The 24,069-nt window shown below is 71.0% G+C and carries 17 protein-coding genes, 3 tRNA genes and 1 pseudogene; 12 read left to right on the top strand and 9 right to left on the bottom strand.

Features of this window, described 5'->3' with window-relative positions:
* Positions 1 to 326: 326 nt before the first annotated feature.
* Both tpg and tap read right to left on the bottom strand, forming a co-directional pair.
* Positions 327 to 884: a telomere-protecting terminal protein Tpg gene (tpg, locus tag V4Y04_RS11265; RefSeq protein WP_332427442.1), complete on the bottom strand. Its 558-nt coding sequence runs from the start codon at positions 882 to 884 to the stop codon at positions 327 to 329.
* Between the two features lie 3 nt (positions 885 to 887).
* Entirely contained in the window at positions 888 to 3,050 is a 2,163-nt protein-coding gene (tap, locus tag V4Y04_RS11260; RefSeq protein WP_332427441.1) for a telomere-associated protein Tap, read from the bottom strand.
* Positions 3,051 to 3,607: 557 nt separating this feature from the next.
* On the opposite strand from tap, the gene V4Y04_RS11255 reads away from it, so the two are divergent.
* Positions 3,608 to 4,813, top strand: coding sequence for an esterase/lipase family protein (locus V4Y04_RS11255; protein ID WP_332427440.1), 1,206 nt, complete (start codon positions 3,608 to 3,610; stop codon positions 4,811 to 4,813).
* 309 nt (positions 4,814 to 5,122) lie between these two features.
* Here V4Y04_RS11255 and V4Y04_RS11250 read toward each other — a convergent pair whose 3' ends face one another.
* Positions 5,123 to 5,857, bottom strand: coding sequence for a SanA/YdcF family protein (locus tag V4Y04_RS11250; RefSeq protein WP_443079990.1), 735 nt, complete (start codon positions 5,855 to 5,857; stop codon positions 5,123 to 5,125).
* 251 nt (positions 5,858 to 6,108) lie between these two features.
* Between V4Y04_RS11250 and V4Y04_RS11245 the strand changes: the two genes are divergently transcribed.
* The 5 genes from V4Y04_RS11245 (at position 6,109) to V4Y04_RS11225 (ending at position 13,722) form a co-directional block, all read left to right on the top strand.
* Positions 6,109 to 7,011 carry a sirohydrochlorin chelatase gene (locus tag V4Y04_RS11245; protein ID WP_332427439.1) on the top strand — a complete coding sequence of 301 codons (903 nt, stop codon included), beginning with the start codon at positions 6,109 to 6,111 and terminating at the stop codon, positions 7,009 to 7,011.
* A 94-nt stretch (positions 7,012 to 7,105) separates the two neighbouring features.
* On the top strand, positions 7,106 to 8,500 hold the full coding sequence (locus V4Y04_RS11240) for a deoxyguanosinetriphosphate triphosphohydrolase (RefSeq protein WP_332427438.1): 1,395 nt from the start codon (positions 7,106 to 7,108) through the stop codon (positions 8,498 to 8,500).
* A gap of 155 nt (positions 8,501 to 8,655) precedes the next feature.
* Entirely contained in the window at positions 8,656 to 9,921 is a 1,266-nt protein-coding gene (locus tag V4Y04_RS11235; protein ID WP_332427437.1) for an NAD(P)/FAD-dependent oxidoreductase, read from the top strand.
* 415 nt (positions 9,922 to 10,336) lie between these two features.
* Positions 10,337 to 12,277, top strand: coding sequence for a DNA primase (gene dnaG, locus V4Y04_RS11230; protein WP_332427436.1), 1,941 nt, complete (start codon positions 10,337 to 10,339; stop codon positions 12,275 to 12,277).
* A 251-nt stretch (positions 12,278 to 12,528) separates the two neighbouring features.
* The gene (locus V4Y04_RS11225) at positions 12,529 to 13,722 is read left to right on the top strand and encodes an RNA polymerase sigma factor (protein WP_332427434.1); all 1,194 of its coding nucleotides are present in this window, start codon (positions 12,529 to 12,531) and stop codon (positions 13,720 to 13,722) included.
* 96 nt (positions 13,723 to 13,818) lie between these two features.
* On the opposite strand, the gene V4Y04_RS11220 is transcribed toward V4Y04_RS11225, so the two are convergent.
* Both V4Y04_RS11220 and V4Y04_RS11215 read right to left on the bottom strand, forming a co-directional pair.
* Positions 13,819 to 15,747 (bottom strand): ABC transporter ATP-binding protein, encoded by a 1,929-nt coding sequence (locus tag V4Y04_RS11220; protein ID WP_332427432.1) that lies wholly within the window; start codon positions 15,745 to 15,747, stop codon positions 13,819 to 13,821.
* Positions 15,747 to 17,480 (bottom strand): ABC transporter ATP-binding protein, encoded by a 1,734-nt coding sequence (locus tag V4Y04_RS11215; RefSeq protein WP_332427431.1) that lies wholly within the window; start codon positions 17,478 to 17,480, stop codon positions 15,747 to 15,749. Before V4Y04_RS11215 ends, V4Y04_RS11220 begins: the two co-directional genes overlap by 1 nt.
* Positions 17,481 to 18,094: 614 nt before the next feature.
* On the opposite strand from V4Y04_RS11215, the pseudogene V4Y04_RS37740 reads away from it, so the two are divergent.
* Positions 18,095 to 18,346: pseudogene (locus tag V4Y04_RS37740) on the top strand (RNA-guided endonuclease TnpB family protein); the annotation flags it as partial.
* A 188-nt stretch (positions 18,347 to 18,534) separates the two neighbouring features.
* Here the strand turns inward: V4Y04_RS37740 and V4Y04_RS11205 are convergent.
* Both V4Y04_RS11205 and V4Y04_RS11200 read right to left on the bottom strand, forming a co-directional pair.
* Positions 18,535 to 19,989 (bottom strand): FGGY family carbohydrate kinase, encoded by a 1,455-nt coding sequence (locus V4Y04_RS11205; protein WP_332427429.1) that lies wholly within the window; start codon positions 19,987 to 19,989, stop codon positions 18,535 to 18,537.
* Between the two features lie 84 nt (positions 19,990 to 20,073).
* A complete protein-coding gene (locus tag V4Y04_RS11200) occupies positions 20,074 to 20,379 on the bottom strand; it encodes a YtxH domain-containing protein (protein WP_332427428.1) in 306 nt (101 codons plus the stop codon).
* Positions 20,380 to 20,561: 182 nt separating this feature from the next.
* Here V4Y04_RS11200 and V4Y04_RS11195 point away from each other — a divergent pair.
* The 3 genes from V4Y04_RS11195 (at position 20,562) to V4Y04_RS11185 (ending at position 20,989) form a co-directional block, all read left to right on the top strand.
* Positions 20,562 to 20,634 (top strand) — tRNA-Asn (locus V4Y04_RS11195).
* 5 nt (positions 20,635 to 20,639) lie between these two features.
* Positions 20,640 to 20,712 (top strand) — tRNA-Asn (locus V4Y04_RS11190).
* 203 nt (positions 20,713 to 20,915) lie between these two features.
* Positions 20,916 to 20,989 (top strand) — tRNA-Ile (locus V4Y04_RS11185).
* A gap of 74 nt (positions 20,990 to 21,063) precedes the next feature.
* Here the strand turns inward: V4Y04_RS11185 and V4Y04_RS11180 are convergent.
* Both V4Y04_RS11180 and V4Y04_RS11175 read right to left on the bottom strand, forming a co-directional pair.
* Positions 21,064 to 22,635 (bottom strand): site-specific integrase, encoded by a 1,572-nt coding sequence (locus V4Y04_RS11180; protein ID WP_332427427.1) that lies wholly within the window; start codon positions 22,633 to 22,635, stop codon positions 21,064 to 21,066.
* Positions 22,632 to 23,390, bottom strand: a complete 759-nt coding sequence (locus tag V4Y04_RS11175; RefSeq protein WP_332427425.1) for a hypothetical protein — start codon at positions 23,388 to 23,390, stop codon at positions 22,632 to 22,634. Before V4Y04_RS11175 ends, V4Y04_RS11180 begins: the two co-directional genes overlap by 4 nt.
* 110 nt (positions 23,391 to 23,500) lie before the next feature.
* On the opposite strand from V4Y04_RS11175, the gene V4Y04_RS37735 reads away from it, so the two are divergent.
* A complete protein-coding gene (locus tag V4Y04_RS37735; RefSeq protein WP_443079989.1) occupies positions 23,501 to 23,743 on the top strand; it encodes a helix-turn-helix domain-containing protein in 243 nt (80 codons plus the stop codon).
* Positions 23,740 to 24,069 (top strand): helix-turn-helix domain-containing protein, encoded by a 330-nt coding sequence (locus V4Y04_RS11170; RefSeq protein WP_332427423.1) that lies wholly within the window; start codon positions 23,740 to 23,742, stop codon positions 24,067 to 24,069. The genes V4Y04_RS37735 and V4Y04_RS11170 overlap by 4 nt, the downstream gene beginning before the upstream one ends.

Genomic DNA, 24,069 nt, shown 5'->3' with positions numbered 1-24,069 from the left:
GAGGTCTCCCGGACCGGCCGGTCATGCATCCTCAGAAGTCCGGGTACCCCTGCACCCCATCCGGCACCGCGTCTCGCCGCCTTCATTGTGCGCCTGCTCCTGGCGATTAAATGGCTGATCGAGAGCGCACCCAAGCCGTAGACCTTGCGGCCGAGAGCCACTACTGAAGGCCATGGGATCGCTCTACTGGTCCAGATCTGCAAATCGGCTGCCGCTGAAAGGACTGGGCAGCCTCGGGCAGCGGGGGTGACAACAAGCCTGCCTATGTGACAGCTAGCCTGCTTCGGCACAGCCAGGGAGCCGGCGGTCGTGCCCTCGCCGTCTCCTCAGTAGTCCAGGTCCAGGTAGTCGATGTCGTTGAGGGCCACGTCCGACAGGCCCGGGGCGCGGCCGCCGCCGTCCTGGAAGTAGACGTCCTTGAACCCTTCGGCGATGATCCCGCGCATCTCCTGGTCGCCGGCCCCCGTGGCGCGGGCGTCGAACAGGCGCTGTGCGTACGCCGGGGGGAGGTGCACGGTGAGGCGCCGGAAGCGTCCGTCGTCGGTCGTACCGACCGGCGCGGTGTATCCGAAGCGGGCGCGGGTCTCCACCGTGATCCCGCCCGTGGCGGCGGCCCGCTTCTGCCGGCGTTTGCGCACCTGCGGCTGCCAGCGGGCCCGCACCGCGTCGTCGATCTTCTCGGCGACGTCGGCGCGGGCGTGCTTGCGGGCACCGCGCCGGTAGCGGTTCACGGAGTCGGCGGTGACACCGATCTCCTGGGCGACGGCCTTCGCGCTGCCCAACTGCTTGAGCAGGTAACGGATCTGGCTCTTGAGCGTCTTCGGCGGCTGGCGGGTGAAGCTCTCCCGGTCGGCCCGCTCGATGGCGTCCTCGATCTCCCCCACCGGTCACTCCCCTTCGTCGAGGACGGCGTCGCCGCCCTTGATGTGGCGGGCGGGGTTGAGACCCTGTTCCATCAGGCCGACCGCCCACAGCATCGACTGGACGCCCTCCAGCTTCGCCAGGCCCGGCGAGGGACCGAGGCGGAAGCCGCCCGGCTGCGGCTTGCCGGACGCCGCGTAGGGCAGGAAGTCGAGCGGGCTCTCGCCCGGCGAGGGGTAGACGACGCAGTCGGACAGCACGGCGAGCGGGTACAGGCCCGTCATCGCCGCCATGTTGCGCAGCTTGCGGTGCATGTTGACCCGCGCCTTGGAGATGACGGCGGCCCGGATGTCCGGGCGCCAGGTCGGCCGCTGGAGGGCCGGCCACCGCTCGCCCTCCTTGTAGTGGCGGCCCTGCGGGCGCTCGCGGAGCTTGCCGACGCCGCCCTTGACCGTGGCCTTGACGGCGGCGAGGACGGCCGTCAGTGCCGGGTCGACGTCCTTGTGCCGCTCCATCGCCGTGAGGAACGCGCGGTCGTCCAGGTCCTTGGTGACGCCGAGGTCGGCGAGGGTGTCGACGTACGCGGTCCTGAGCCGGTCGTGCCACGGGTCCAGGTACGCGCCGGTCTCCCGGCGCAGGTATGCCTCGATCGGGTGGACGTCATGGCCGAGTTCCTGGGCGTAGGCGACGGTGTGCGTCTGGTACCAGGCCGGACCGGCCGGACGCTCGCCGGTCGGCGTGAAGGGCGACGGCAGGCGCGGGTCCGGCTCGATGTGGCTCAGGTCGACCAGCCAGGAGCCGGGGATCTTCGGGTTGAACGTCGGGGCGTGGAAGTGGTCCGGGGCGGACAGGCCGACGACCAGGCGAGCGGCGGCGGCGAGGAACGCGGTGTTCAGGTCCAGGCCGACCGCGTACGGCAGCGTGCACTCCTCATCGGTGAGCGTGTCCACCGACCGCACCCACTGGTACGCCTCCTCGTCCAGGAACCCGCCGGTCCACCCGGAGTTCACGACCACGGGGTGCTCGGGGGTCGCCTCCGGCGGTGCCGGATCCATCGGCTCCGTGCCCAGCGAACCGGGATTGGGGCCGGGCACCCAGTTCCCGGTCCCCGCATCCTGCACGGCCTTTGTCGGCGGGCGCAGCGCCGTCATCAGCTCCAGGCCGGACACGGCCGTCGACCCGCGCGGGGTGATGACCCGCTGGGCGTACACCCCGAGGACGCGGGCGACGTCGGCCGGATCCATCTCCGTGACGCCGGGCCAGGACCGCTCGTCGAGGGCGTCCCAGGACAGGAGCGCCAGCTGCACGCACTGCCGCTGGTTGCCCTGCGCCTTGCGGTAGATCCGCGCCCACGGGCCGAACCCGCGCTGCGTGAGCCGCCACTTGGCCTTCGTCACCTGCCTGACCACCGGGTGGTCCTCGGGCAGGCGCAGGGAGCGGCGCTGCTCGTGGCCCTCCAGGTGCTCCGGCAGCCCGAGCTTCACGGCGGCGGAGACGGTGAGCACGATCAGCGGGTCGGAGTCCTTGCCGTAGCGGTTCAGCTTCGGAGCCCCGAGGCCGGACTCACGCAGTGTCCACTCCACCAGCTCCACCACCGTGGTCGCCGGGCAGTCGAGCACGATGCCGTCCACGCCGTACGCGGAGCCGTCGCCGTCCAGCACCGCGAGCGGGCCGTGCGGGAAGCGAGGGTCGACGGCGGCGGGCTTCGCGGTCTTCCTCGCCGCCGGATTCGCCGCCGGACGACGCGACGGCACCACCGGGCGCGCGGCCGACCGGGCGGGGCGCTCCGGGGCGACCCGGACGGCGGGCGTCTCCACCGGCGCGGAGGTCTCCGACTCAGTGGCCTTGGGGGCGGCCGGGCCGGTGAACGTTCCCGGCACCTGCGGCTGCGGCGCGACGACCGGGGCGGGCACACCGGTGGAGGCACCGGGTGCGCCGGGCGCGGGATACTTCGCCGCCCAGCCGTTCAGGAGCCGCTGGTACGCCTCCAGGCGCGGCGGCTTGGGCTCGGAGCGGCCGTTCTCCCAGTTCTTGACGGACTGCGTCGACGTTTTCAACGCGGACGCGAGGCGGGCCTGGGTGATGCCGGCGGCCTCGCGCAGCCGGGCGCGCTCCGCCGGGGACGGGAGCTGCGGCTCCTCCTCCAACAGCGCGTCGACCGACGCGAACAGCTCTTCCTCGGTGGCCATGGTGATCTCCCTCCGCACCTCGACCCTAGCGGACCTTACCCCCTCGTTTAACCTGCTTATGTAACCCGTTCGGGCGGCAGGGCAACAGGGTGGCGGGGCGGCAGGGCGGGCAGCGGGCGCAGGCCTGGAGCAGCTGCCGGAGCCGGTCGTCCTGTCGCAGCCAAGGTCGGGCTTTCTCGCCGAAGGTCGCGCGCCATCACTGAGCAAGTGTCCGTCTCGGTGCTCACGTAAAGGCGTGCCGGGGCGCGACGCCGGGTGTCCCGAAACTTGTGGCCTGGTGTCCCGTGAGCCGGCGGGGCGGCCGGTTCGGGCGTCCGGGCGAGGTGATCGCCGCGAGCGGTTCTCCTCAGCGGTGTCGTGTTCTTCTCGATGTGTCCTTGGTGTGGAACGGACAAGCGATGAGAAAAGGCCAAGGGCGTATGCCGGGCACGTCAAACACTTCCTGTCCGGGCTCCATCAGATGTGGTGAACTCCGCAGCTCAGATGAGTGAAGAGCCCGAATTGTCCGCCATGATGGCGTCGTCTCACCCACCTCACCTCACGCAAGGAGCACGGCCATGTCCGAGACAACCGAGCCCAATGTCGGTTCGTTCACTCTCGCGGGTCCGCTGGCCACTGAACCCGCCGGGACGATTCAGGTACCGCAGCACGAGGAGTGGACCCTTCCGAACGGCTTCGCCTGGGTGTTTCCCGGTGAGGGCAACAGCGGCGGTCTCGTCCGACCCGTGATCATGGCCGACGGCTTCAACCTCGGCCGGAGCAAGCTCGACGTGCTCTACCACGGGCTGGAAAGCGGCTGTCGGTTCATCAGTGAGCTGCGCCGGCGCGGCAGGGACGTGATCCTGCTCGGCTTCGAGGAGCGCAGCGCGTCGATCCTGGACAACGCGCGGGCGGCCGAGGCCGCCATCATGCAAGCCATCGCCGAGCGGCAGGGCGACGCCCGCCTGGTCGTCGGCGGCTTCAGCATGGGCGGAATCGTCACCCGCTACGCGCTCGCCCGCCTGGAGACGCAGCGCATGGACCACCAGACCGCGCTGTACTTCTCCTACGACAGCCCGCACCGCGGCGCCTCCATCCCGGTCGGCGTGCAGGCGTTCTCCCACTTCATCCCCTTCCCGAACGACTTCGCAAGGCAGATGAACAGCCCGGCCGCGCGCCAGATGCTGTGGCAGCACTACGACGAGGACACCGGCAAGACCAGTGTCTCCCCGCTGCGTGAGGAGTTCCTGGACGCCCTGCGCCGGGTCGGCTGGTGGCCGCAGATCCCGATGAAGATCGCCGTGGCCAACGGTCGCGGCGACGGGGTCGGCCTGCCGCAGGTGAAGGCCGGCGAGGTCGCACTGCGGATCGACCGGATCTACCCGGGCACCACCTTCTACACCCAGGCCCAAGGCGACGACGTGACGGCCGCCTACCTCAACCGCCGCCTCCCCAAGGCCGAGAAGACCATCACGACCAACGACTTCCCGGAACTGGACGGCGCGCCGGGCGGAACCCTGCACACCTACAAAATCCTCGCCGACACGGTGAAGAAGCTCGGCGGCAAGGCGGACCTGCGGCACGAGGACGTGTGCTTCGTCCCCTCGGTCAGCGCAGTCGCGATCCGCGACATCGACAAGCAGAACGACCTGTACGCGGGCGTCGACGGGCTGGACCCGGACGAGAGCGAGCTGGACGAATTCCGCTGTTCGTCCACCACCACCGCGCACACGGCCATCACCGAGGAACTGGGCACCTGGATCATCGAGCGGCTCCCCGACTGATCCCGTCACGCGCCGATCGGGGCTGCCGTCCGCTCACACGAGCCGGACGGAAGCCCCTTCATCGATTCCCGCTCTGAGCAGCGTGCCCGACATGCGTGGAGAAAACACCCCACCGACCGGCCTTCGGTGAGAACGCTCAACCTTTGCTGCGAAAGGCCACCGGTGGCGAAGCGGGACGGTGACGGTCGGGACGGCACGGCGGGCCGTCGTCGGGCAGGCCGGCCAAGCGACCGGCCTCCGCCGTCGGACGGTCACCGTGCGGCCGCCGGGACACGGTCTCCGTGCGATCCGCGCATCCGCATGACACGGTCACCGTGCGGCCGCCGGGGCGCGGATGTCGTCGAGCGCCCGTCGCACCCCCGGCTCCCTCGGGCCGAGGAAGTGGGGATCCGGGCGGAAGGCCGCGTCCAGGGCCGCCTTGCCCGCGGCGAGGATCTCCCGGGTGCCGCCGTAGTACCAGGTCAGGTCGTGGCGGTCGTCGACGCCGACGCCGTACGAGGAGACGCCGGCCGCCCGGCACAGGGTGACCGCGCGCCGGATGTGGAAGCCCTGGCTGATCAGTACGGCCCGGTCCACACCGAAGATCTTCTTCGCGCGCACGCACGAGTCCCAGGTGTCGAAGCCCGCGTAGTCGCTGACGATCCGCGTGTCGGGCACGCCGTGCCGGGTCAGATAGGCGCGCATCGCGTCCGGCTCGTCGTACTCCTCACGGCTGTTGTCGCCGGTGACCAGGACCACCTCGATCCGGCCCGCCCGGTACAGCTCGGCCGCCGCGTCCAGCCGGTGTGCGAGATACGGCGACGGCTCCCCGTCCCACAGGCCCGCGCCGAAGACCACGGCGACCTCGGTGCGGGGCACGTCGGCGGTGGTGTGCAACCGGCCGTCCGCGGCCAGGCGCAGCCATGCCGCCGGCAGCAGCGCCAGGACGCACGCCGCCATCCCCGCCCGCACCAGCCGTCGCCGGCCGGCCCGGGTACGCGGCAGGTGCGGCCGGCGGAGCCATCGGGCCCCGCCCGTTCTCACGCGGCGCAACAGGTGAAGCATGGGACGGGCGCCCTCCCCGGTCGGTCCTCGACGTCGAAGACGCCCCCGCGCGCCCTCCGGTTCAGCCACGCCCTGTGATCAACAGCACGGGCATGGGTACCAACAGGGGCATGGGGAATGGGTACGTGGCGGGGCGAACCCGTGGCCCGGACGGGCTCACACCGCGCGGGGTCGTGCCGTGAACCGCCGGAAAAAAACCCGTCACCCCCCGCGCAACGGGGAGGCAACCTCCCCCGGCGACGATCGGGGGCATGACGGCGCACCTCACGACCTCGACCAGCAGTCGGCCGCCCGGCCACGGGGCGTTCAGCGGGAGCGGCCGGCGTCGCCCGCTCCCGCCCCCGCTCCCGCCCCCGCTCCTCCGGCCCTCGCTCCTCCCGCCCCCGGCCCTCGTCGTGGTGGCCCACGGCAGCCGCGATCCGCGTGCGCTGAGCACCGTACGGGCGCTCCTGGACCGCGTCCGCGCGCTCCGCCCCGGCCTGCCGGTGCACCTCGGGCACATCGAACTGAACGAACCGCTCCTGACCGACACCCTCGCCGGCCTGCACGCGCGGGGGACCGGCCGCGCCGTGCTCGTGCCGCTGCTGTTCGGCCGCGGCCACCACGTGAAGCGGGACATCCCGGAGACGGCCGCCGCGTCACCGCTGCACACGCGTGTGGCTGCCCCGCTCGGCCCGCACCCGCTGCTCGTCGACGCCCTGCACGCACGCCTCACGGAGGCCGGCTGGCACACCCCGGCCGACGGGGCGACCCGCCGCGCGAGCGCGGTCGTACTGGCCGCCGCCGGGTCGCGCGACCCCGAGTCGCGGGCCGACACGGCCCGCACCGCGGAGCTGCTCGCCCAGCGCCTCGGCGTCCCCGTCGTTCCCGCCTACGCCTCCGCGGCCGCCCCCACCGTCCCCGAGGCCCTGCGCGTCCTCGCCGGCCGGGGCCGCCACCGGGTGGCCGTCGCCTCCTGTTTCACCGCCCCCGGCCGCTTCGCCACGGAGTGCGCGGCAGCCTCCCCCTGGATCACCGCGGCCCCCCTCGGCACCCACCCCGCCATGGCCCGCCTCCTCCTGCACCGCTACGGCCAGGCGGCACGCACGGACCCCGCCCCGGCGCCCACGGCCCCCGCCCCGGCACGCACGGTCACGAGCCCGGCCCTCGTCTGAACGGGCACCCGGGGCCCGGCCCGGTCCGCCCTCGTCGTGCGTCCCGGCGTCCGGGCCCCGCCCGGCTGTCACCCCGTACCCGTAGTGTCGAGGTATGGCAGGCACCAGTACTTCCGCCCCCACCGACCCCGCGCCCCAGCCCCGGGCGCAGTCCCCGGCACAGGCATCGACACCTGCGTCGACGCGGACACATTCGCGGCAGCACCCCGCTTCGCCTCCCGGCTACGACCCGGCGTCGGCCGCCCGCTGGGCCGCCGAGCCGGACAAGCGTCCCGGCCGTACGGCCTTCCAGCGCGACCGCGCGCGCGTGCTGCATTCCTCGGCCCTGCGCCGTCTGGCCGGCAAGACGCAGGTCGTCACCCCCGGCGAGGCCGACGCGGTCTGGGACGCCAGCCCTCGGACCCGCCTCACCCATTCCCTCGAATGCGCGCAGGTGGGCCGGGAGCTCGGTGCCGCCCTCGGCTGCGACCCGGACCTGGTGGAGGCCGCCTGCCTCTCGCACGACCTGGGCCACCCGCCCTTCGGCCACAACGGCGAACAGGCGCTGAACGAGTTCGCCGAGGACTGCGGCGGTTTCGAGGGCAACGCCCAGTCGCTGCGCCTGCTCACCCGTATCGAACCCAAGCGGTTCCTCACCGACCCGGAGACCGGCGACGTCGTCAGCGTCGGCCTCAACCTCACCCGCGCCACCCTCGACGCCGCCACGAAGTACCCCTGGCCCCGGGGCGCCCACCCCACCGACCCGGCCTCCCCGAAGTTCGGCGTCTACGAGGACGACCGCCCCGTCTTCGACTGGGTCCGCGAGGGTGCCCCCGAGGGCCGTATCTGCTTCGAGGCGCAGGTCATGGACTGGGCGGACGACGTCGCCTACTCGGTGCACGACGTGGAGGACGGTCTGCACGCCGGCCACATCGACCCCAACGTCCTGCACGCCGAGCCCGAACGGCAGGAGGTCTTCGCCGTCGCGGCCGGCCGTTACGCCGACGCGGACACCGACCCGGCGGAGCTCGCCGAGGCGCTCGACCGCCTCCTCGACCAGGAGTGGTGGCCGCACGGCTACGACGGCACGGCCCTCTCCCAGGCCCGCCTCAAGGACGCCACCAGCCAGCTCATCGGCCGCTTCTGCCTGGCCGCCGAGGGCGCCACCCGGCAGAAGTCCGGCAGTGGCCGTCTCACCCGCTACGGGGCCGAACTCGTCGTCCCCCGGGAGACCCGGATGGAGTGTGCCGTCCTCAAGGCGGTCGCCGACCGGTACGTCATGCAGCGCGCCGAGCAGGAGCGGCTCCGCGCCGACCAGCGGATCATCGTCCTCGAACTGGCCGAGGCGCTCACCGCCCGCGCCCCCGACGGCCTGGACCCGCAGTTCCGCTCCCTGTTCGCGCAGGCCCCGGACGACCGCGCCCGCAAGCGGGTGGTCGTCGACCGGATCGCGTCCCTCACCGACGTCTCGGCCCGTTCGCTTCACGCCCGTCTCACGGGGCAGGCATGAAGGAGAGAGGGACGTGGAGGGAACGGGTGGGACACCGGAGACGTGTGCTCGCTCGAAGGTGACCCTCCGTGGCCTGATCGGGCCACCCCCTCTTCCCGCATCACCCTGTGTGCGGGACGCTCGCAAGTGGCGGCACCCACAAGAGGAGGCATCACGTGGTCGACGCGGATCAGACATTCGTCATCGTCGGAGGCGGCCTGGCGGGCGCGAAGGCGGCCGAGACGCTGCGAACGGAGGGATTCACCGGCCGGGTCCTGCTGATCTGCGACGAACGGGACCACCCGTACGAACGGCCGCCGCTGTCCAAGGGCTTCCTGCTCGGCAAGGCGGAACGCGACAGCGTCTTCGTGTACGAGCCCGCCTGGTACGCGCGCCACGACATCGAGCTGCACCTCGGCCAGACCGTCGACGCCGTCGACCGCGCCGCGAAGACCGTCCGCTTCGGCGAGGACGGCACCACCGTCCGCTACGACAAACTGCTGCTGGCGAACGGCGCCGAGCCCCGCCGCCTGGACATCCCGGGCACGGACCTCGTCGGCGTCCACCACCTGCGCCGCCTCGCGCACGCCGAACGCCTCAGGGGCGTCCTGTCCTCCCTCGGCCGGGACAACGGACACCTGGTGATCGCCGGCGCCGGCTGGATCGGCCTGGAGGTCGCCGCGGCGGCCCGCGAGTACGGCGCGGAGGTCACCGTCGTGCACCGCGGGCGGACCCCGCTGCACTCGGTCCTCGGCCCCGAGCTCGGCCAGCTCTTCGCCGACCTGCACGGCGAGCACGGCGTCCGCTTCCACTTCGGCGCCACCCTCACCGGGATCACCGGGCAGGACGGCGTCGTCCTCGCCGCCCGCACCGACGACGGGGAGGAGCACCCGGCGCACGCGGTCCTCGCGGCGATCGGCGCCACCCCGCGCACCGGCCTCGCCCAGGCGGCGGGCCTGGACCTCGCCGACCCCACGGACGGCGGCGGCATCCGGGTCGACGAGCGGCTGCGCACCTCCGACCCGGACATTTACGCCGCCGGTGACGTCGCCTCCTTCCCGCACGCCCTCTTCGGCACCCGGCTGCGCGTCGAGCACTGGGCCAACGCCCTCAACGGCGGCCCGGCCGCGGCCCGCGCGATGCTCGGCCAGGAGATCGTCTACGACCGGGTCCCGTACTTCTTCAGCGACCAGTACGACCTGGGCATGGAGTACTCCGGCTGGGCGCCGGCCGGCTCCTACGACCAGGTCGTGGTCCGGGGCGACGCGGGCAAGCGGGAGTTCATCGCCTTCTGGACGAAGGAGGGCAGGGTGCTGGCCGGGATGAACGTCAATGTGTGGGACGTCACCGACCCGATCCAGCGGCTGATCACCTCCAGGGCCCCGGTGGACCCGGACTCCTTGGCGGACCCGCGCGTGCCGCTGGAGAGCCTCGCCCCCTGACGGCCCGCCGGCCACCACGCGCCCTGACGGCCCGCCGCCACCACGCGCCCTGACACCCGGCATCCGCACGGCCCCCAGGGCCCCGGGGTGGACGCCTGGAACCTTGGGGCGGATGCCTGGTACCCCCGGGCATCCACCTGGTTCCCAAGGGGCGGACGCCTGGCTCCCGGGGCATCCGGTACGGACCCGGGGCATCCGCACGGCCCCCAGGGCCCCGAGGTGGACGCCTGGAACCTTGGGGCGGATGCCTGGTACCCCCGGGCATCCACCTGGTTCCCAAGGGGCGGACGCCTGGCTCCCGGGGTATCCGCCCGGCCCTCGGGGCGGATGCCTGGTACCTCCGGGGTGGACATCTGGCACCTCCGGGGCGGATGCCTCGGGTCCGGCTGTCGGCGGGCCGCCGTAGACTTCAGGCGTGGCTGGACGGATCAACGACGAGGACGTGAAGGCGGTACGGGACGCGGTCCCGATCGACGCCGTGGTGTCCGAGTACCTCCAACTGCGCAACGCGGGCGGCGGCAACCTCAAGGGCCTGTGCCCGTTCCACGACGAGAAGTCGCCCTCCTTCCAGGTGAGTCCGAGCAAGGGGTTCTTCCACTGCTTCGGCTGCCAGGAGGGCGGCGACACCCTCACGTTCGTGATGAAGATCGACCACCTCTCCTTCTCCGAGGCGGTCGAGCGCCTGGCCGCCCAGGCCGGCATCACCCTGCGCTACGAGGAGGGCGGGTACAACCCCGCCCACCAGCGCGGCGAGCGCATCCGCCTGGTCGAGGCCCACGGGATCGCCGCCGACTGGTACATGGAGCAGCTCGCGAACTCCGCCGAGGCGGACGCCGGCCGCGCCTTCCTCGCGGAGCGCGGCTTCGACCAGGCCGCCGCCCAGCACTTCTCCGTCGGCTACAGCCCTCAGGGCTGGGACCACCTCACCCGCTTCCTGCGAGGCAAGGGCTTCACCGACAAGGAACTGGTCCTCTCCGGCCTCTCCCAGGAGGGCCGCCGCGGCCCCATCGACCGCTTCCGCGGCCGTCTGATGTGGCCCATCCGCGACATCGGCGGCGAGGTCGTCGGCTTCGGCGCCCGCAAGCTGTACGAGTCGGACAACGGGCCGAAGTACCTCAACACCCCCGAGACGGCGATCTACAAGAAGTCCCACGTCCTCTACGGCATCGACCTGGCGAAGAAGGACATCGCGAAGTCGTCCCGCGCGGTCGTCGTCGAGGGCTACACCGACGTCATGGCCTGCCACCTCGCCGGCGTCACCACCGCCATCGCGACCTGCGGCACCGCCTTCGGCAACGACCACATCAAGATCCTGCGCCGGCTGCTGATGGACAACGGCTCGGCCCGCGTGATCTTCACCTTCGACGGGGACGCGGCCGGCCAGAAGGCCGCCCTGCGGGCCTTCGAGGACGACCAGAAGTTCGCCGCCGAGACCTACATCGCCATCGCGCCCGACGGCATGGACCCCTGCGACCTGCGCCTCGCCAAGGGCGACGACGCGGTCGCCGATCTCACCGAGCCCCGCACCCCGCTCTTCGAGTTCGCGCTCCGCCACATCGTGGGCCGCTACGACCTGGACACGCCGGCCGGCCGCGCCGCCGCCCTCGACGAGGCCGCCCCGATCGTCGCCCGCATCAAGAACAGCGGTGCCCAGCACGAGGTCGCCGTCCAGCTCGCCGGCATGCTCGGCATCCTCGACACCCAGTTCGTGGTCAAGCGGGTGGCGCAGCTCGCCCGCTGGGCCCGCGACCGCGGCGGCAAGGGTCCCGCCCCCGACCGGCAGCAGCACGGCCAAGGCGGCGGCGGTGGCCCGCAGCAGTACGGCTCCGCCCCCGACCGGGCATCCTCGCGCGGCCCCGCCCTCAACCTGCGCAACCCCGTCTTCGCCACCGAACGCGAACTGCTCAAGCTCGCCCTCCAGCGCCCCGAGCTGGTCTCCCCGGCCTTCGACGCGTACGGACTCGACGAGTTCACCGCCCCGGTGTACGTGGCGGTGCGCCAGGCCATCCTGGACGCGGGCGGCGCCGAGTCCGGCGTCCCCGACTCCCAGGACTATCTGATCCGCGTCCGCGAGGCCGCCCCCGACGACACCGTCCGCGCCATGGTCACCGAGCTCGCCGTCGAGGCGATCATGCTGCACCGGGGCGTCAAGGAGGTCGACGAGAACTACGCGGGCGCCCAGCTGGTCACCGTCCGCCGCCGTGCCGTCGAGCGCCGCATCCGCGAGATCACCGGGCGGCTGACGCGTGTCGCCTCCCAGGGCGACCCGGCCGAACTGGCCTCCGTGCAGAACGAGCTGTGGGTCCTCCAGCAGTACGACCAGGCCCTGCGCGGACACGGCGCGGCGGCCCTGTAGGCAGGCCGTGACCGCCGGGTCACCGCGCGGAAGCAGAAAGTCGTCGCACGCCCCTCGTGGGGACGATGTGTCGTACCCCACACTGGGTGCGGTGCCTGAGTCCTCGGAGCGCGGCCGCTCCGTCCCCGACGGGTCCCGGACCCCGCGGCCATGCTCATCGCGTACGGGACGGACAGCGGCGAGGCCACCGGCTCCGCCCTCGAAGTACCGCTGCCGCCCCCTCGGCAGCGATCATCCTGGAGGTCGCCCCGGTGCACACCCAGACCCAGACCCTCGCCCAGTCCGCCGCGCGTACGGCCGGTGCGCGGCCCGACGCGGACGTCCTGGTGGTGGTGCCCACGCAGAGCCGGGCCGCACACCCTTCCCGGACGGAGCCCGGACCCCCGTCCGCGGCACTCGATCCGGGGAATCCCGTGAGTTCCGCGGACCCCGCGGACCCTGCGGACCCCGCGGACCCTGCGGACCCCGTGGGCCCCGTGGACGCGGTGGACGCGGTGGAGGCGGCCCCGCCGCCGGTGCGTGCCGAGTTCGGCAGCCCCTCCTCGGACCTGTTCCGGCAGTACCTGCGGGAGATCGGCCGCATCCCCCTGCTCACCGCTGCCGAGGAGGTCGAACTCGCCTGCCGCGTCGAGGCCGGCCTGTTCGCCGAGGAGAAGCTGCGGCTGGCCCGCGACCTGGACAGCAGGCTCGCTCTGGACCTGGACCGGCTCGTCGTCATGGGCCGGATGGCCAAGCGGCGGCTGATCGAGGCCAACCTGCGGCTCGTCGTCTCCGTCGCCAAACGGTACGTGGGCCGCGGGCTGACCATGCTGGACCTGGTGCAGGAGGGCAACCTCGGCCTGATCCGGGCCGTGGAGAAGTTCGACTACGCGCGCGGCTACAAGTTCTCCACCTACGCCACCTGGTGGATCCGCCAGGCCATGTCCCGCGCGCTGGCCGACCAGGCCCGTACCATCCGCGTCCCCGTGCACGTCGTCGAACTCATCAACCGTGTCGTCCGCGTCCAGCGCCGCATGCTCCAGGAACGCGGCTGCGAACCGACCACGGACGAGGTCGCCGCCCATCTCGACCTGACCCCCGAGCGGGTCGGCGAGGTGTTACGGCTCGCCCAGGAGCCCATCTCCCTGCACACCCCGGTGGGCGAGGAGGACGACGTCGCCCTCGGTGACCTCATCGAGGACGGCGACGCCGCGAGCCCCGTCGAGTCGGCCGCGTTCCTGCTGCTGAGGGAGCACCTGGAGGCGGTCCTGTCGACGCTGGGGGAGCGGGAGCGCAAGGTCGTCCAGCTCCGCTACGGCCTGGCCGACGGCCGCCCCCGCACCCTGGAGGAGATAGGCCGCATCTTCGGCGTCACCCGCGAGCGCATACGCCAGATCGAGTCCAAGACCCTCGGCAAACTCCGCGACCACGCCTTCGCCGACCAGCTGCGGGGCTACCTGGACTGAACAGGAAGGGGGCCACCCGCGAAAACCCGCGGGCGACCCCCTTGAACAGGCCCGGGACAGGCCCGGGACAGGCCCGGGACAGGCCCGCGGCACGCCCTAGTCGACCTCCACCGCCGCCTGCGCGAACTGCGCCCGGTACAGGCGGGCATAGGCCCCGCCCGCCGCCAGCAGCTTCTCGTGGGAGCCCTGTTCGACGATCGAGCCGTTCTCCATGACGAGGATCGTGTCCGCGTCCCGGATCGTGGAGAGCCGGTGCGCGATGACGAACGACGTACGCCCGTGCGCCAGTTCGGCCATCCCCTTCTGGATCAGCACCTCGGTACGGGTGTCCACGGAACTCGTCGCCTCGTCCAGCACCAGGATCACCGGGTCGGACAGGAACGCCCGCGCGATGGTGATGAGCTGCTTCTCCCCGGCGCTCACCCCGTCGCCCTCGTCGTCGATCACCGTGTCGTACCCGTCCGGCAGGGTGCGGACGAACCGGTCGGCGTGGGCCGCCCGCGCCGCCTCCTCGATCTCCTCCCGGGTGACCTTCCGCGAGGCGCCGTACGCGATGTTCTCCGCGATGGTGCCGCCGAACAGCCAGGTGTCCTGGAGCACCATGCCGATCCCGTCCCGCAGTTCGTCCCGGGACATGCGCGCTATGTCGACGCCGTCGAGCGTGATGCGCCCGCCGGACACCTCGTAGAACCGCATCAGCAGGTTCACCAGCGTCGTCTTGCCCGCACCGGTCGGGCCGACGATCGCGACCGTGTGCCCCGGCTCCACCGTGAGCGACAGGTCCTCGATCAGCGGCTTCTCCGGTTCGTACCGGAAGGACACCCGCTCCAGCGACACCCGCCCGCGCAGCTCGGCCGGCTTCTCGGCCGGCGAGACGTCGGCCGACTGCTCGTCGGCGTCGAGCAGTTCGAAGACCCGCTCCGCCGACGCGACACCCGACTGCACCAGGTTCGCCATCGAGGCGACCTGCGTCAGCGGCATCGAGAACTGCCGCGAGTACTGGATGAACGCCTGCACGTCACCGATGGACAGCGAACCCGACGCGACCCGCAGCCCGCCGACGACCGCCACCAGCACATAGTTGAGGTTCGACACGAAGAGCATCAGCGGCTGCATGACACCGCTGTTGAACTGCGCCTTGAAACCGGCCTCGTACAGCGCCTCGTTCTCCTCGGCGAACCGCCGCGCCGACTCCTCCTGCCGCCCGAACACCTTCACCAGGGTGTGCCCGGTGTACATCTCCTCGATGTGCGCGTTGAGTTTGCCCGTCGTACGCCACTGCTGCACGAAGTGCGGCTGCGACCGCTTGCCCACGCGGGTGGCGACCACGAACGACAGCGGCACGGTCACCAGCGCGACCAGGGCCAGGATCCAGGACACGTAGAACATCATCGCCAGCACGCCGATGACGGTCAGCAGTGAGTTGATCAGCTGGCCCATCGTCTGCTGGAGCGTCTGCCCGAGGTTGTCGATGTCGTTGGTCGCCCGGCTCAGCACCTCACCGCGCTGCCGCTTGTCGAAGTACGACAGGGGCAGCCGCGACAGCTTCGTCTGCACGTCCTCGCGCATCCGGTACATGGTGCGGTTCACGGCCCCGTTCACCAGCCGCGTCGCCACCGCCATCAGCAGACCGGCGACCACGAACACCGCCAGCGCGAACAGCAGGACGTTGCCCACGGCCGTGAAGTCGATGCCCTCGCCCGGCGTGAAGTCGGTGCTGCGGAGCATGTCCGCGACAGCGCCCTCACCGCGCTCCCGCATCGACTCCAGCACCTGCTCCTTGGTGGCACCGGCCGGCATGTCCCGTCCGACGATGCCCGCGAAGACCAGGTCGGTCGCCCGGCCGAGGATCTTCGGCCCGATCACACTGAGCCCCACGCTCAGCACCACACAGGCCAGCAGCCCGTAGATGGTCAGGCGTTCCGGCCCGAACCGCGCGACGAGCCGCTTGCTGGACGCCTTGAAGTTCAGCGACTGGTGGTCGGGGCCCGTCCCGGCCCCGGCCCGCGCCATCGGCCCGGCCATCAGGCGGCCTCCGCTTCCGTCAGCTGGGAGAGCACGATCTCCCGGTAGGTCTCGTTGTCTGCCATCAGTTCGTGATGCCGGCCGGTGCCGGCGACCCGGCCCTCGTCCAGGACCACGATCCGGTCGGCGTCACGGATGGTCGCCACCCGCTGGGCGACGATCACCACCGTCGCCCCGGCGGTCTCCTCGGCCAGCGCCCCGCGCAGCGCCGCGTCGGTCGCGTAGTCGAGCGCGGAGAAGGAGTCGTCGAAGAGATAGATCTCGGGGCGCTGCACCAGCGTCCGCGCGATCGCGAGCCGCTGGCGCTGGCCGCCGGACACATTGGTGCCGCCCTGCGCGATCGGCGCGTCGAGCCCGCCCTCCAGCCGCTCGACGAACTCCCTGGCCTGCGCCACCTCCAGCGCGTTCCACAACTCGGCGTCCGTGGCGTCCGGATGGCCGTACCGCAGGTTCGTCGCCACCGTCCCCGCGAACAGGTACGGCTTCTGCGGCACCATTCCGACCGTCCTCGCGAGCAGTGCCGGATCGAGGTCCGCGACGGGCACGCCGTCCACGAGGACCTCGCCGTCGGTCGCGTCGAACAACCGGGGGACCAGCCCGAGCAGCGTCGACTTGCCGCTGCCGGTCGAACCGATGACGGCGGTGACCTCCCCCGGACGGGCCACCAGGTCGACCGACTTCAGCACCGGCTCCTCGGCACCCGGGAAGCGGAAGCCGCCACCCCGGATCTCCAGATGGCCGTGCCGGGGCAGCTCGGTGACGGGCGCGACGGGCGGCACGACGCTGGAGGAGGTGTCCAGTACCTCCTGGATGCGCTCGGCGCACACCTCGGCCCGCGGGACCATCATGAACATGAAGGTGGCCATCATCACGGACATGACGATCTGCATCAGATAGGCGAGGAACGCGGTCAGGTCACCGATCTGCATGCCCCCGCTGTCGATCCGGTGCGCGCCGAACCACACCACCGCGATCGACGACAGGTTCACCACCGTCATCACCACGGGGAACATCAGTGCCAGCAGATTGCCGGTGCCGAGCGACACCTCGGTCAGCTCGGCGTTGGCCTTCCCGAACCGCCGCTGCTCGTACGCGTCCCGGACGAACGCCCGGATCACCCGGTTCCCGGTGATCTGCTCGCGCAGCACCCGGTTCACCGTGTCGAGCCGCTCCTGCATGGCCCTGAACAGCGGACGCAGCCGCCGCACGATCAGCGTCACCGAGACGCCCAGCACCGGTACCACCGCGACCAGCACCCCGGACAGCGGCACGTCCAGACCGAGTGCCATCACGATGCCGCCCAGACACATGATGGGCGCCGACACCATCAGCGTGAACGTCATCAGCGCCAGCATCTGGATCTGCTGGACGTCGTTCGTCGTACGGGTGATGAGCGAGGGGGCGCCGAAGTGGCCGACCTCACGCGCGGAGAACGACTGCACCCGGTCGAAGACGGCCCCCCGCACGTCCCGTCCCAGCGCCGCCGCGGTCCGGGCGCCGTAGTACACGGCGAACACGTTGCACACGACCTGCGCCAGCGAGATGCCGATCATCAGGGCGCCGTAGGACAGGATGTAACCGGTGTCCCCCTTGACGACACCGTCGTCGATGATGCCGGCGTTGAGGGTGGGAAGGTAGAGCGTGGCGCAGGTCTGCAGGAACTGCAGCAGCACCAGAAGGACGATGGGTCTTTTGTACGGCCGGAGATGAGTCCGAAGCAGTCGTATCAGCACACTGAGTCTCTCGGGTGGTCGGCGGGAGCCAATGGTTGCCCCTGGCCCCTATCGTCGGACACTCCACCCGCGTTACCCCAACCGATTTAATCCGCGCCACCGGGCCACCCGCCCTCCCCGACAGCCGTCCCGGTCACCGGGTCTCGTGCGAGGAGGCCCCGGCGTTCACGCCAGGGTGGGGCGCCGCCCGCTTGCGGGGGGAGAGTCGCATCCCATGCCCGGCGATGCGGAGCGTCGCCGTACCCGACCCCGTCGGGGTGCGGAGCGCCCTGACAGCCGCCCGGCGGAGCCGGGAGAAAGCGCGAACACGCGTCCCCCCGTTCGCTGGTGGGGGTGATCGTGGTGGAAGGGGTGTGCGGATGTGCGTGGCTCGTACGTACGGTCAGTTGGCCGGGAGTCGGCTGACCGGAACCGAGGCGAGGGGGGTGCGGGTGGTGGGCGAGGAGGCGGTGGAGCGTGCCCGGTATACCTACCGGTTGCGGGTGTCGGCTACTGCCCGGGTGGGGCTGGAGGGAGAGTGGGGGCGATGCCGGTGGCTGTGGAACGAGTGTGTGGTCCGCTCGAGGAAGGCTCATGCGGCGGGGGAGGTGTGTGGTCCGGCCCGGCTGGATGGGATGCTGACGCGGGCCCGCGCGGTGACGCCGTGGCTGGCCGAGGGCGCCTCGGTACCGCAGCAGCAGACCATCCGCGACTTCGCCGCCTCCCGCACCAAAGCGCTCAAGGACATCAAGAACCGGCTGCCACTGAAGCGGCGGGCCGGGATGCCCCGCCACAAGAAGCGGCGCGGGAGTGACCCATCGCTGAACTACACGCGGCGCGGCTTCCGCCTCAGGGACGGGCGGCTGCACCTGGCGGGCGGGATCGTCTGTCCGAACGCACCTACACCTGCACCGAGTGCGGAACCGTCTCCCCCAGGGACAAGAACTCCGCCCGCGTGATGCTCCTCCGGGCAGGTCTGGACCCGGCTGGCGTCGAGGGCACAAGACCTCCCGGAGCGCCGCTCCGGGAGGCAGCCTGAGCCAGGAATCCCCTCTCCTTTCAGGGAGGGGAGCAGTCAAATCCGGAACGCCCCCGGGTGGGTCTGCTCGCGCACCGACACGAACTGCTGGCGTATCGCCTGCCCCACCGCCAGGTCGTCGCCCGGCTCCAGCACCTGCGCCGCCGCGCTCTGCCAGACGGGCGGCGTCCGCGGGTCGAGGGTGCCCTGGGACACCCCGAGCGCCCACGCCGCCTGCCGGGCGGCACCGATCGCCGCGTAGTCCGCGGGCTGCGGCACCACCACCTGCGCCCCGAACAGCGAGGGCGCCGCCGCCTGCACGGCGGGCAGCTCCGCGGCCTGGCCCAGCAGGAACACCCGCCGGACCTCCACGCCCCGGCCGCGCATCACGTCCAGCGCGTCCGCGAGCCCGCACAGCATGCCTTCGAACGCGGCCCGCGCCAGGTGCTCCGCCTTCATCGACTCCCGCCGCAGCCCCGACAGGGTCCCGGCGGTGTGCGGCAGATTCGGTGTCCGCTCGCCCTCCAGATAAGGGAGCAGCACCAGCCCGTGCGAACCCGGCGTCGACTTCATCGCGAGGTCGGACAGGCTCTCCAGATCGGGCAGCCCGAGCAGTTCCGCGGTCCCGCGCAGGGCCCGTACCGCGTTCAGTGTGGTGACGACGGGCAGATGCATCCCGGTGGCGTCCGCCAGCGCGGTGACCATGCCGTGCGGGTCGTAGAGCGGCTCGGGGTGGACGGCCATGACCGAGCCGGACGCGCCCAGCGACACCACCGCGTCACCCAGCCCGATCCCGAGCCCGAACGCCGCCGCCATCGTCTCCCCGGTGCCCGCGGAGATCAGCAGCCCCTCCGGCGTGGCACCGGCCGCGTCGGCCGGGCCGAGCACCTCCGGCAGCATGGTCTGGTGCCCGAGTGCCAGCTCCACCAGATCGGGCCGGTACCCCCCGGTCGCCGCCGCCCAGTAGCCGGTTCCGGACGCACCGCCCCGGTCGGTGGTCCGGCGCACCGGACGGCCCAGGAGCTGCCACACCAGCCAGTCGTGGGCCTGGAGCAGCACGGCGGTGCGCGCCGCGTTCTCGGGCTCCGTACGGGCCAGCCAGCGCAGCTTCGTCACCGGGTGCGCGGCCTGCGGAACGCTGCCCACCGCCTGCGCCCACGCCTCACGGCCGCCGAGCGCGTCGAGCAGATCGGCAGCCGCCACCTGGGTCCGTTTGTCGGCACCGACCATGGCGGGCCGCACGGTGTTGCCCTGGGAGTCCAGCGGCACCAGCGCGTTCGCCTGCGCGGAGACCCCGATGGCCTGCACGCCCTCGAGCAGTCCACCGCCCGCCGCCTCGCCCAGCGACAGCAGCCAGTTCTGCGGATCGACGTCGGACGGACGGCCCGTGCCCTGGGAGTGGTCCACCGGGTGCGGCGCATATCCCTGTTTGAGCACGGTCCCGCTGTCGGCGTCACAGACGACGATACGAGTGAAATCGGGCGCACTGTCCAACCCGGCGACTATCCCCATGGCCAAAATTCTGCCGTACCCGGCGACGTAGTGCCGCCGGGCCGGTCCGCCGAGGGTTCCCCGCCGGTGTCACCGGTGTCCCGGTCAGGTGTTGCTCGTGCCCCAGTCGTCCTCGCCGGCACCCTGCGAGGTGCGCTCGCGCAGGGTGCGGACCCGCTGAGCCACCGAGTCGGGCATCCGGTCGCCCACCTTGTCACTCACCACGTGGTACGCCCGGCCCGCGATGCCCCGGCCCTGCTGGGCCGCGGTCTCCGCCGTGTTGCGCACGGCGGGGTTCTGAGCGAACTGCCGTGCCGCCTTCCTCAACTGCTCGTAACGCTCGCGCCCGGCCCTCGTGCCCAGCACGTAACCCAGGACGACTCCGGTGACGAACGTGAGCCGGTAACGCATGGCGGCCACCCTTCCCTTGTGTAGGACTGCGTGCGGGTCTGCACGGCTCTCCGGTTGCGGTGACAGCGCCGGAGGGTACCGATTGGCGAAGCACCCCCCTGCTTGCGCTAATGTATGTGTCGCAGAGAGCGCGCGCCCCCTGGCGGATACCCAGGTGGGTGCGTTCGATGCAGACGAGGCATTCCTCCGTAGCTCAATTGGCAGAGCAGCCGGCTGTTAACCGGCAGGTTACTGGTTCGAGTCCAGTCGGGGGAGCTCGGTCCTCCGTAGCTCAATTGGCAGAGCAGCCGGCTGTTAACCGGCAGGTTACTGGTTCGAGTCCAGTCGGGGGAGCATGCTGAACGAGGACCCCTTCAGGGGTCCTTTTTCATGCCCGGTCCGCGTCCTGGCCGCCCGCCCGGAGGGACCGGGCGGGCCCGGGGGCAGTCCTCGGGTCTGTGAGGGGGCTCATGCCTAGTCGATCATTGAGGCAGGAGATCGTATGAGCGGCTATGCTGCGGCAGACGGCACGCACACCTGTGCGCGACACGCCGCTTGGGGCGGTAGCTCAGCCGGTTAGAGCAACGGACTCATAATCCGTCGGCCGTGGGTTCGAGTCCCACCCGCCCCACCGGGACACACGTTCGAAGAACCGTTGTCACCAGCGATCCGAGCGCCCCGACTGGTTTAGACCAGAAGGGGCGCTCAGTCGTTTCCGGCGTCCTGCGTGAGCGATGCGTGAGCGGCTGTGTCAGACGGCAGTGGCCGGCGGGCACGGGGCACGATGCTCTCGGCGTTCCTCGCCACCTCCTGGTCGACCTGGGGGAGGAGGCTGGTGTACGTGTCGGAGGCTAGCTGAATCGTGCCGTGCCGCAGCGTCTCCTTGATCGCGTGGAGGTCACCACCACCCGCATGGATCAGGGTCGCGGCCACGTGGCGCAGATCACGGAGATTGATCGGAGGTAGCGCCGCCTCCCGGCACAGCCGCCGGAACGCATCCGAGACCTTCTCCGGGTGCAGCCAGCCGCCGTCCTCGTCGACGAACACCTTCCCCGTGTCCTGCCAAGGGAGACCGTTCTCGAGGCAGGCCTGGCGCTCCACGAGCTGCCGGTCGCGGTGCTCGCCCAGAACCTGCAGCGTCGCCGGCCCCAGCGCGATCGTGGCCGCGCTGCCCTCCGTCTTCGGGTCGCTCTCCACCGGCTTCCACCCGTCCTGGATGATCGTCTTAGAGACCGTCAGCTGAGCCTTGGCGAAGTCGATCCCCGCCCAGTCCTGCCCGACGGCCTCGCCGCGGCGCAGGCCCCGGAACGCGATCAGGTGGAACAGGGCGTAGAGGCGGTCGGATTCGGTGCGGTCGAGGAACTCGCCGACCTGAACCGGCGTCCACACCATGACCCCTGACGGCTTCTCGCCAGTCCGCTGCCACCGCTCCACATGCTCGGGCGTCCACAGCACAGCCTTCGGCCGCTTCCCCGAGGACAGCTCGACGTGCGAGGCCGGGTTGAACGTGAGCAGCTGCTGGGAGATCGCCGCGTTGAGCGCGGACCGCAGCGTCGCCCGGATCCGCTGCTGCGTCGCCGGGCCGGTGACCCGTCGGTACGGGGGCAGCGACTCCAGCTTCGCGCGCTCAGCCGCCAGCCGTGCCGTCTCGGACGCCGGCGGCCGCGACGGCTTCCCCCACGTGGCCCGATCCTGCTGCTCGCGCCGCTGCTGGTTCTCCGCCTCGATCGTCTCGTTCTGGGTGTCGATGGCGTCGAAGAACTCCACCAGGTGCCCGACGTTCAGACGGTCCAGCAGGATGTGTCCGAGGCCCGGCTTGAGGTGTACGCGGATGTGGGAGCTGTACCCGTTGAGCGTGCTCTTCTTCCGCTTCTTCGACTCCCACCACTCGTCCAGCCAGTCGCCCACCGTCAGCTTGGAGGTGAGCGGCTGGCCGGCGCGGAACCTGCGGCGTGTCTCGGCGAGGTCGGGCAGCGGGGCGTTCTTGTTCTTGCTGACCACCTCGAGCAGGTCACCGATCTTCGTCTGTGCTTCCTGGTCGTCGCCGGGGGCGAGGGCGAGCAGGGCGCGCACGGCGTCGAGGGCCTCCTGGGCGTCCTTGGCGGTGGCGTAGCCGGAGCGGGAGAAGGAGCGCCGGCCGCTGTCGGCGCGCGGCGGGAGCTCCTGGCGTACAGCCCAGACCCCATGGCGTCGGCTCGACAACTGGGGGCAAGCCTTGCCTATGACCCTGCCGTTACCGTCCCGGCAGTAACAGCGTCGGTACGTCGAACCCTTCACTGGTCTCCATTCTTAGGCGGTTCTGGCTGGTCGTGAGATTTTTCAGGGAACGGGAAGAGCGGTAGCTGAGACAATCCGAGTTGAACAACTTTATCTACGCCCGCCTCCCTTGCCCTATGTAGCCAGGATCGGACAGTGGCTTTCGCGACGTCATTCTGCTGGGCCAGTGCTGTGATTGGATCTGTATTTCCGCCGGCGAGTAGCTCCTCGTACTCAGTGTAGATCTTGACGTACCGCATCAGGCTGTTCCAGCGCCGTTTGGCGCCTGGCCCTTGCTCAGGGTTCAAGCCAGGGGCGAGGAGCCCCACCACGTCTTCTGGCTTGGGTTTTGGCAGTTCAACGGCCTCGATCTTCGATGGGCCCCACGTCAGCGGCATCGCCGCGTCGCGCTCGACCGCTGGCTCGAGGCCCATCACTTTTACACGCGTTGATTCCAGTGAGCGCTTAGCGCCCTGCAAGAGGTGCGTCGCGCGCGACCTACGAACTGCGGCTTGCGCAATCCGGTCCCACTGGCTCATTGGAAAATCTCGGATAAGGGTCGGCGTTAGATGTAGAACATCTCCGGATTCCAGGGTTTCCGCCCTGGGCTCGAAATGCACCACATGAAGCTTCGGCTCCTCTTCGCCCTTGACTAGGTAGTCGAAGATCACCAAGAGCTTTTTGTAACGCTCGTCGTAAATCGTGACCGTTGCGACAAGGGAGTCGGGCTGCCCCTCGGCTTCGCCGATCTTTACTTCCAGGCTCAGTGCAGTCATGTCGCCATCGTCGCGGTGCTGGGACAGTTCTGCAACACTTCCCGAAGATCATTCTGAAACATGTCTGGGAACAGTTGCGCAACGCCTCCCCATCGTGTTTCATCATTCGCATGACCCCGGAAGAACTTCGGACGGTCGGTGAGCTGCGCTGTCTTGCCTCAAGCGGACACGCTCGAGCCTTGAGAGAGGCGCGGCACATCGGACTCCGTGAACTCGCACGCACCATCGGTGCCAGCCCTTCCACCGTCTCCAGGTGGGAGACGGGCATCAGTCAGCCGCGAGGTGCTGTGGCCCTGAAGTGGGCGGCAGTACTAGGGCTTGCAGGTGCCTCGTCCGAAACGGAAGCCGCATGACGGCGCCGGCCCTGACCATCGCCGAGATCCTCGACCTGCCCGCCGTCGTCCCCCTGTGGCCGACCGTCGGCCGGGCCCTGGGCCAGGCGGAATCCACGATCTATCAGCTCGCCAAGGAAGGGCGCCTGCCCTTCGAGTGCGTGCGACTCGGCCGGCGCCGCTACGTGCGGACCGTCGACCTCCACCGCTTCCTCGGGCTCGTCCCGCAGGAGAACGGCGCCGGTCCCGCGTGCGAGGCGGGATCGGCAGCCGGAAACGACGAAGGGGCCGCGTGCGAGGCGGCCCCTCCTGTCGGGCAAGTCAGCGCATCCACAGCCAGCAGATAG

It is taken from the genome of Streptomyces sp. P9-A2 (genome assembly GCF_036634175.1).
Lineage (GTDB): Bacteria > Actinomycetota > Actinomycetes > Streptomycetales > Streptomycetaceae > Streptomyces > Streptomyces pratens.
Note: the sequence above shows the minus strand (reverse complement) of the source record. Positions and strands in the feature narration are given on the sequence as shown.

Coding starts and splice junctions, on each gene's coding strand:
- tap (WP_332427441.1), bottom strand. CDS start 3,050: ATGGCCACCGAGGAAGAGCTGTTCGCGTCGGTCGACGCGCTGTTGGAG.
- V4Y04_RS11255 (WP_332427440.1), top strand. CDS start 3,608: ATGTCCGAGACAACCGAGCCCAATGTCGGTTCGTTCACTCTCGCGGGT.
- V4Y04_RS11250 (WP_443079990.1), bottom strand. CDS start 5,857: ATGCTTCACCTGTTGCGCCGCGTGAGAACGGGCGGGGCCCGATGGCTC.
- V4Y04_RS11245 (WP_332427439.1), top strand. CDS start 6,109: ATGACGGCGCACCTCACGACCTCGACCAGCAGTCGGCCGCCCGGCCAC.
- V4Y04_RS11240 (WP_332427438.1), top strand. CDS start 7,106: ATGGCAGGCACCAGTACTTCCGCCCCCACCGACCCCGCGCCCCAGCCC.
- V4Y04_RS11220 (WP_332427432.1), bottom strand. CDS start 15,747: ATGGCCGGGCCGATGGCGCGGGCCGGGGCCGGGACGGGCCCCGACCAC.
- V4Y04_RS11205 (WP_332427429.1), bottom strand. CDS start 19,989: ATGGGGATAGTCGCCGGGTTGGACAGTGCGCCCGATTTCACTCGTATC.
- V4Y04_RS11200 (WP_332427428.1), bottom strand. CDS start 20,379: ATGCGTTACCGGCTCACGTTCGTCACCGGAGTCGTCCTGGGTTACGTG.
- V4Y04_RS11175 (WP_332427425.1), bottom strand. CDS start 23,390: ATGACTGCACTGAGCCTGGAAGTAAAGATCGGCGAAGCCGAGGGGCAG.
- V4Y04_RS37735 (WP_443079989.1), top strand. CDS start 23,501: ATGACCCCGGAAGAACTTCGGACGGTCGGTGAGCTGCGCTGTCTTGCC.
- V4Y04_RS11170 (WP_332427423.1), top strand. CDS start 23,740: ATGACGGCGCCGGCCCTGACCATCGCCGAGATCCTCGACCTGCCCGCC.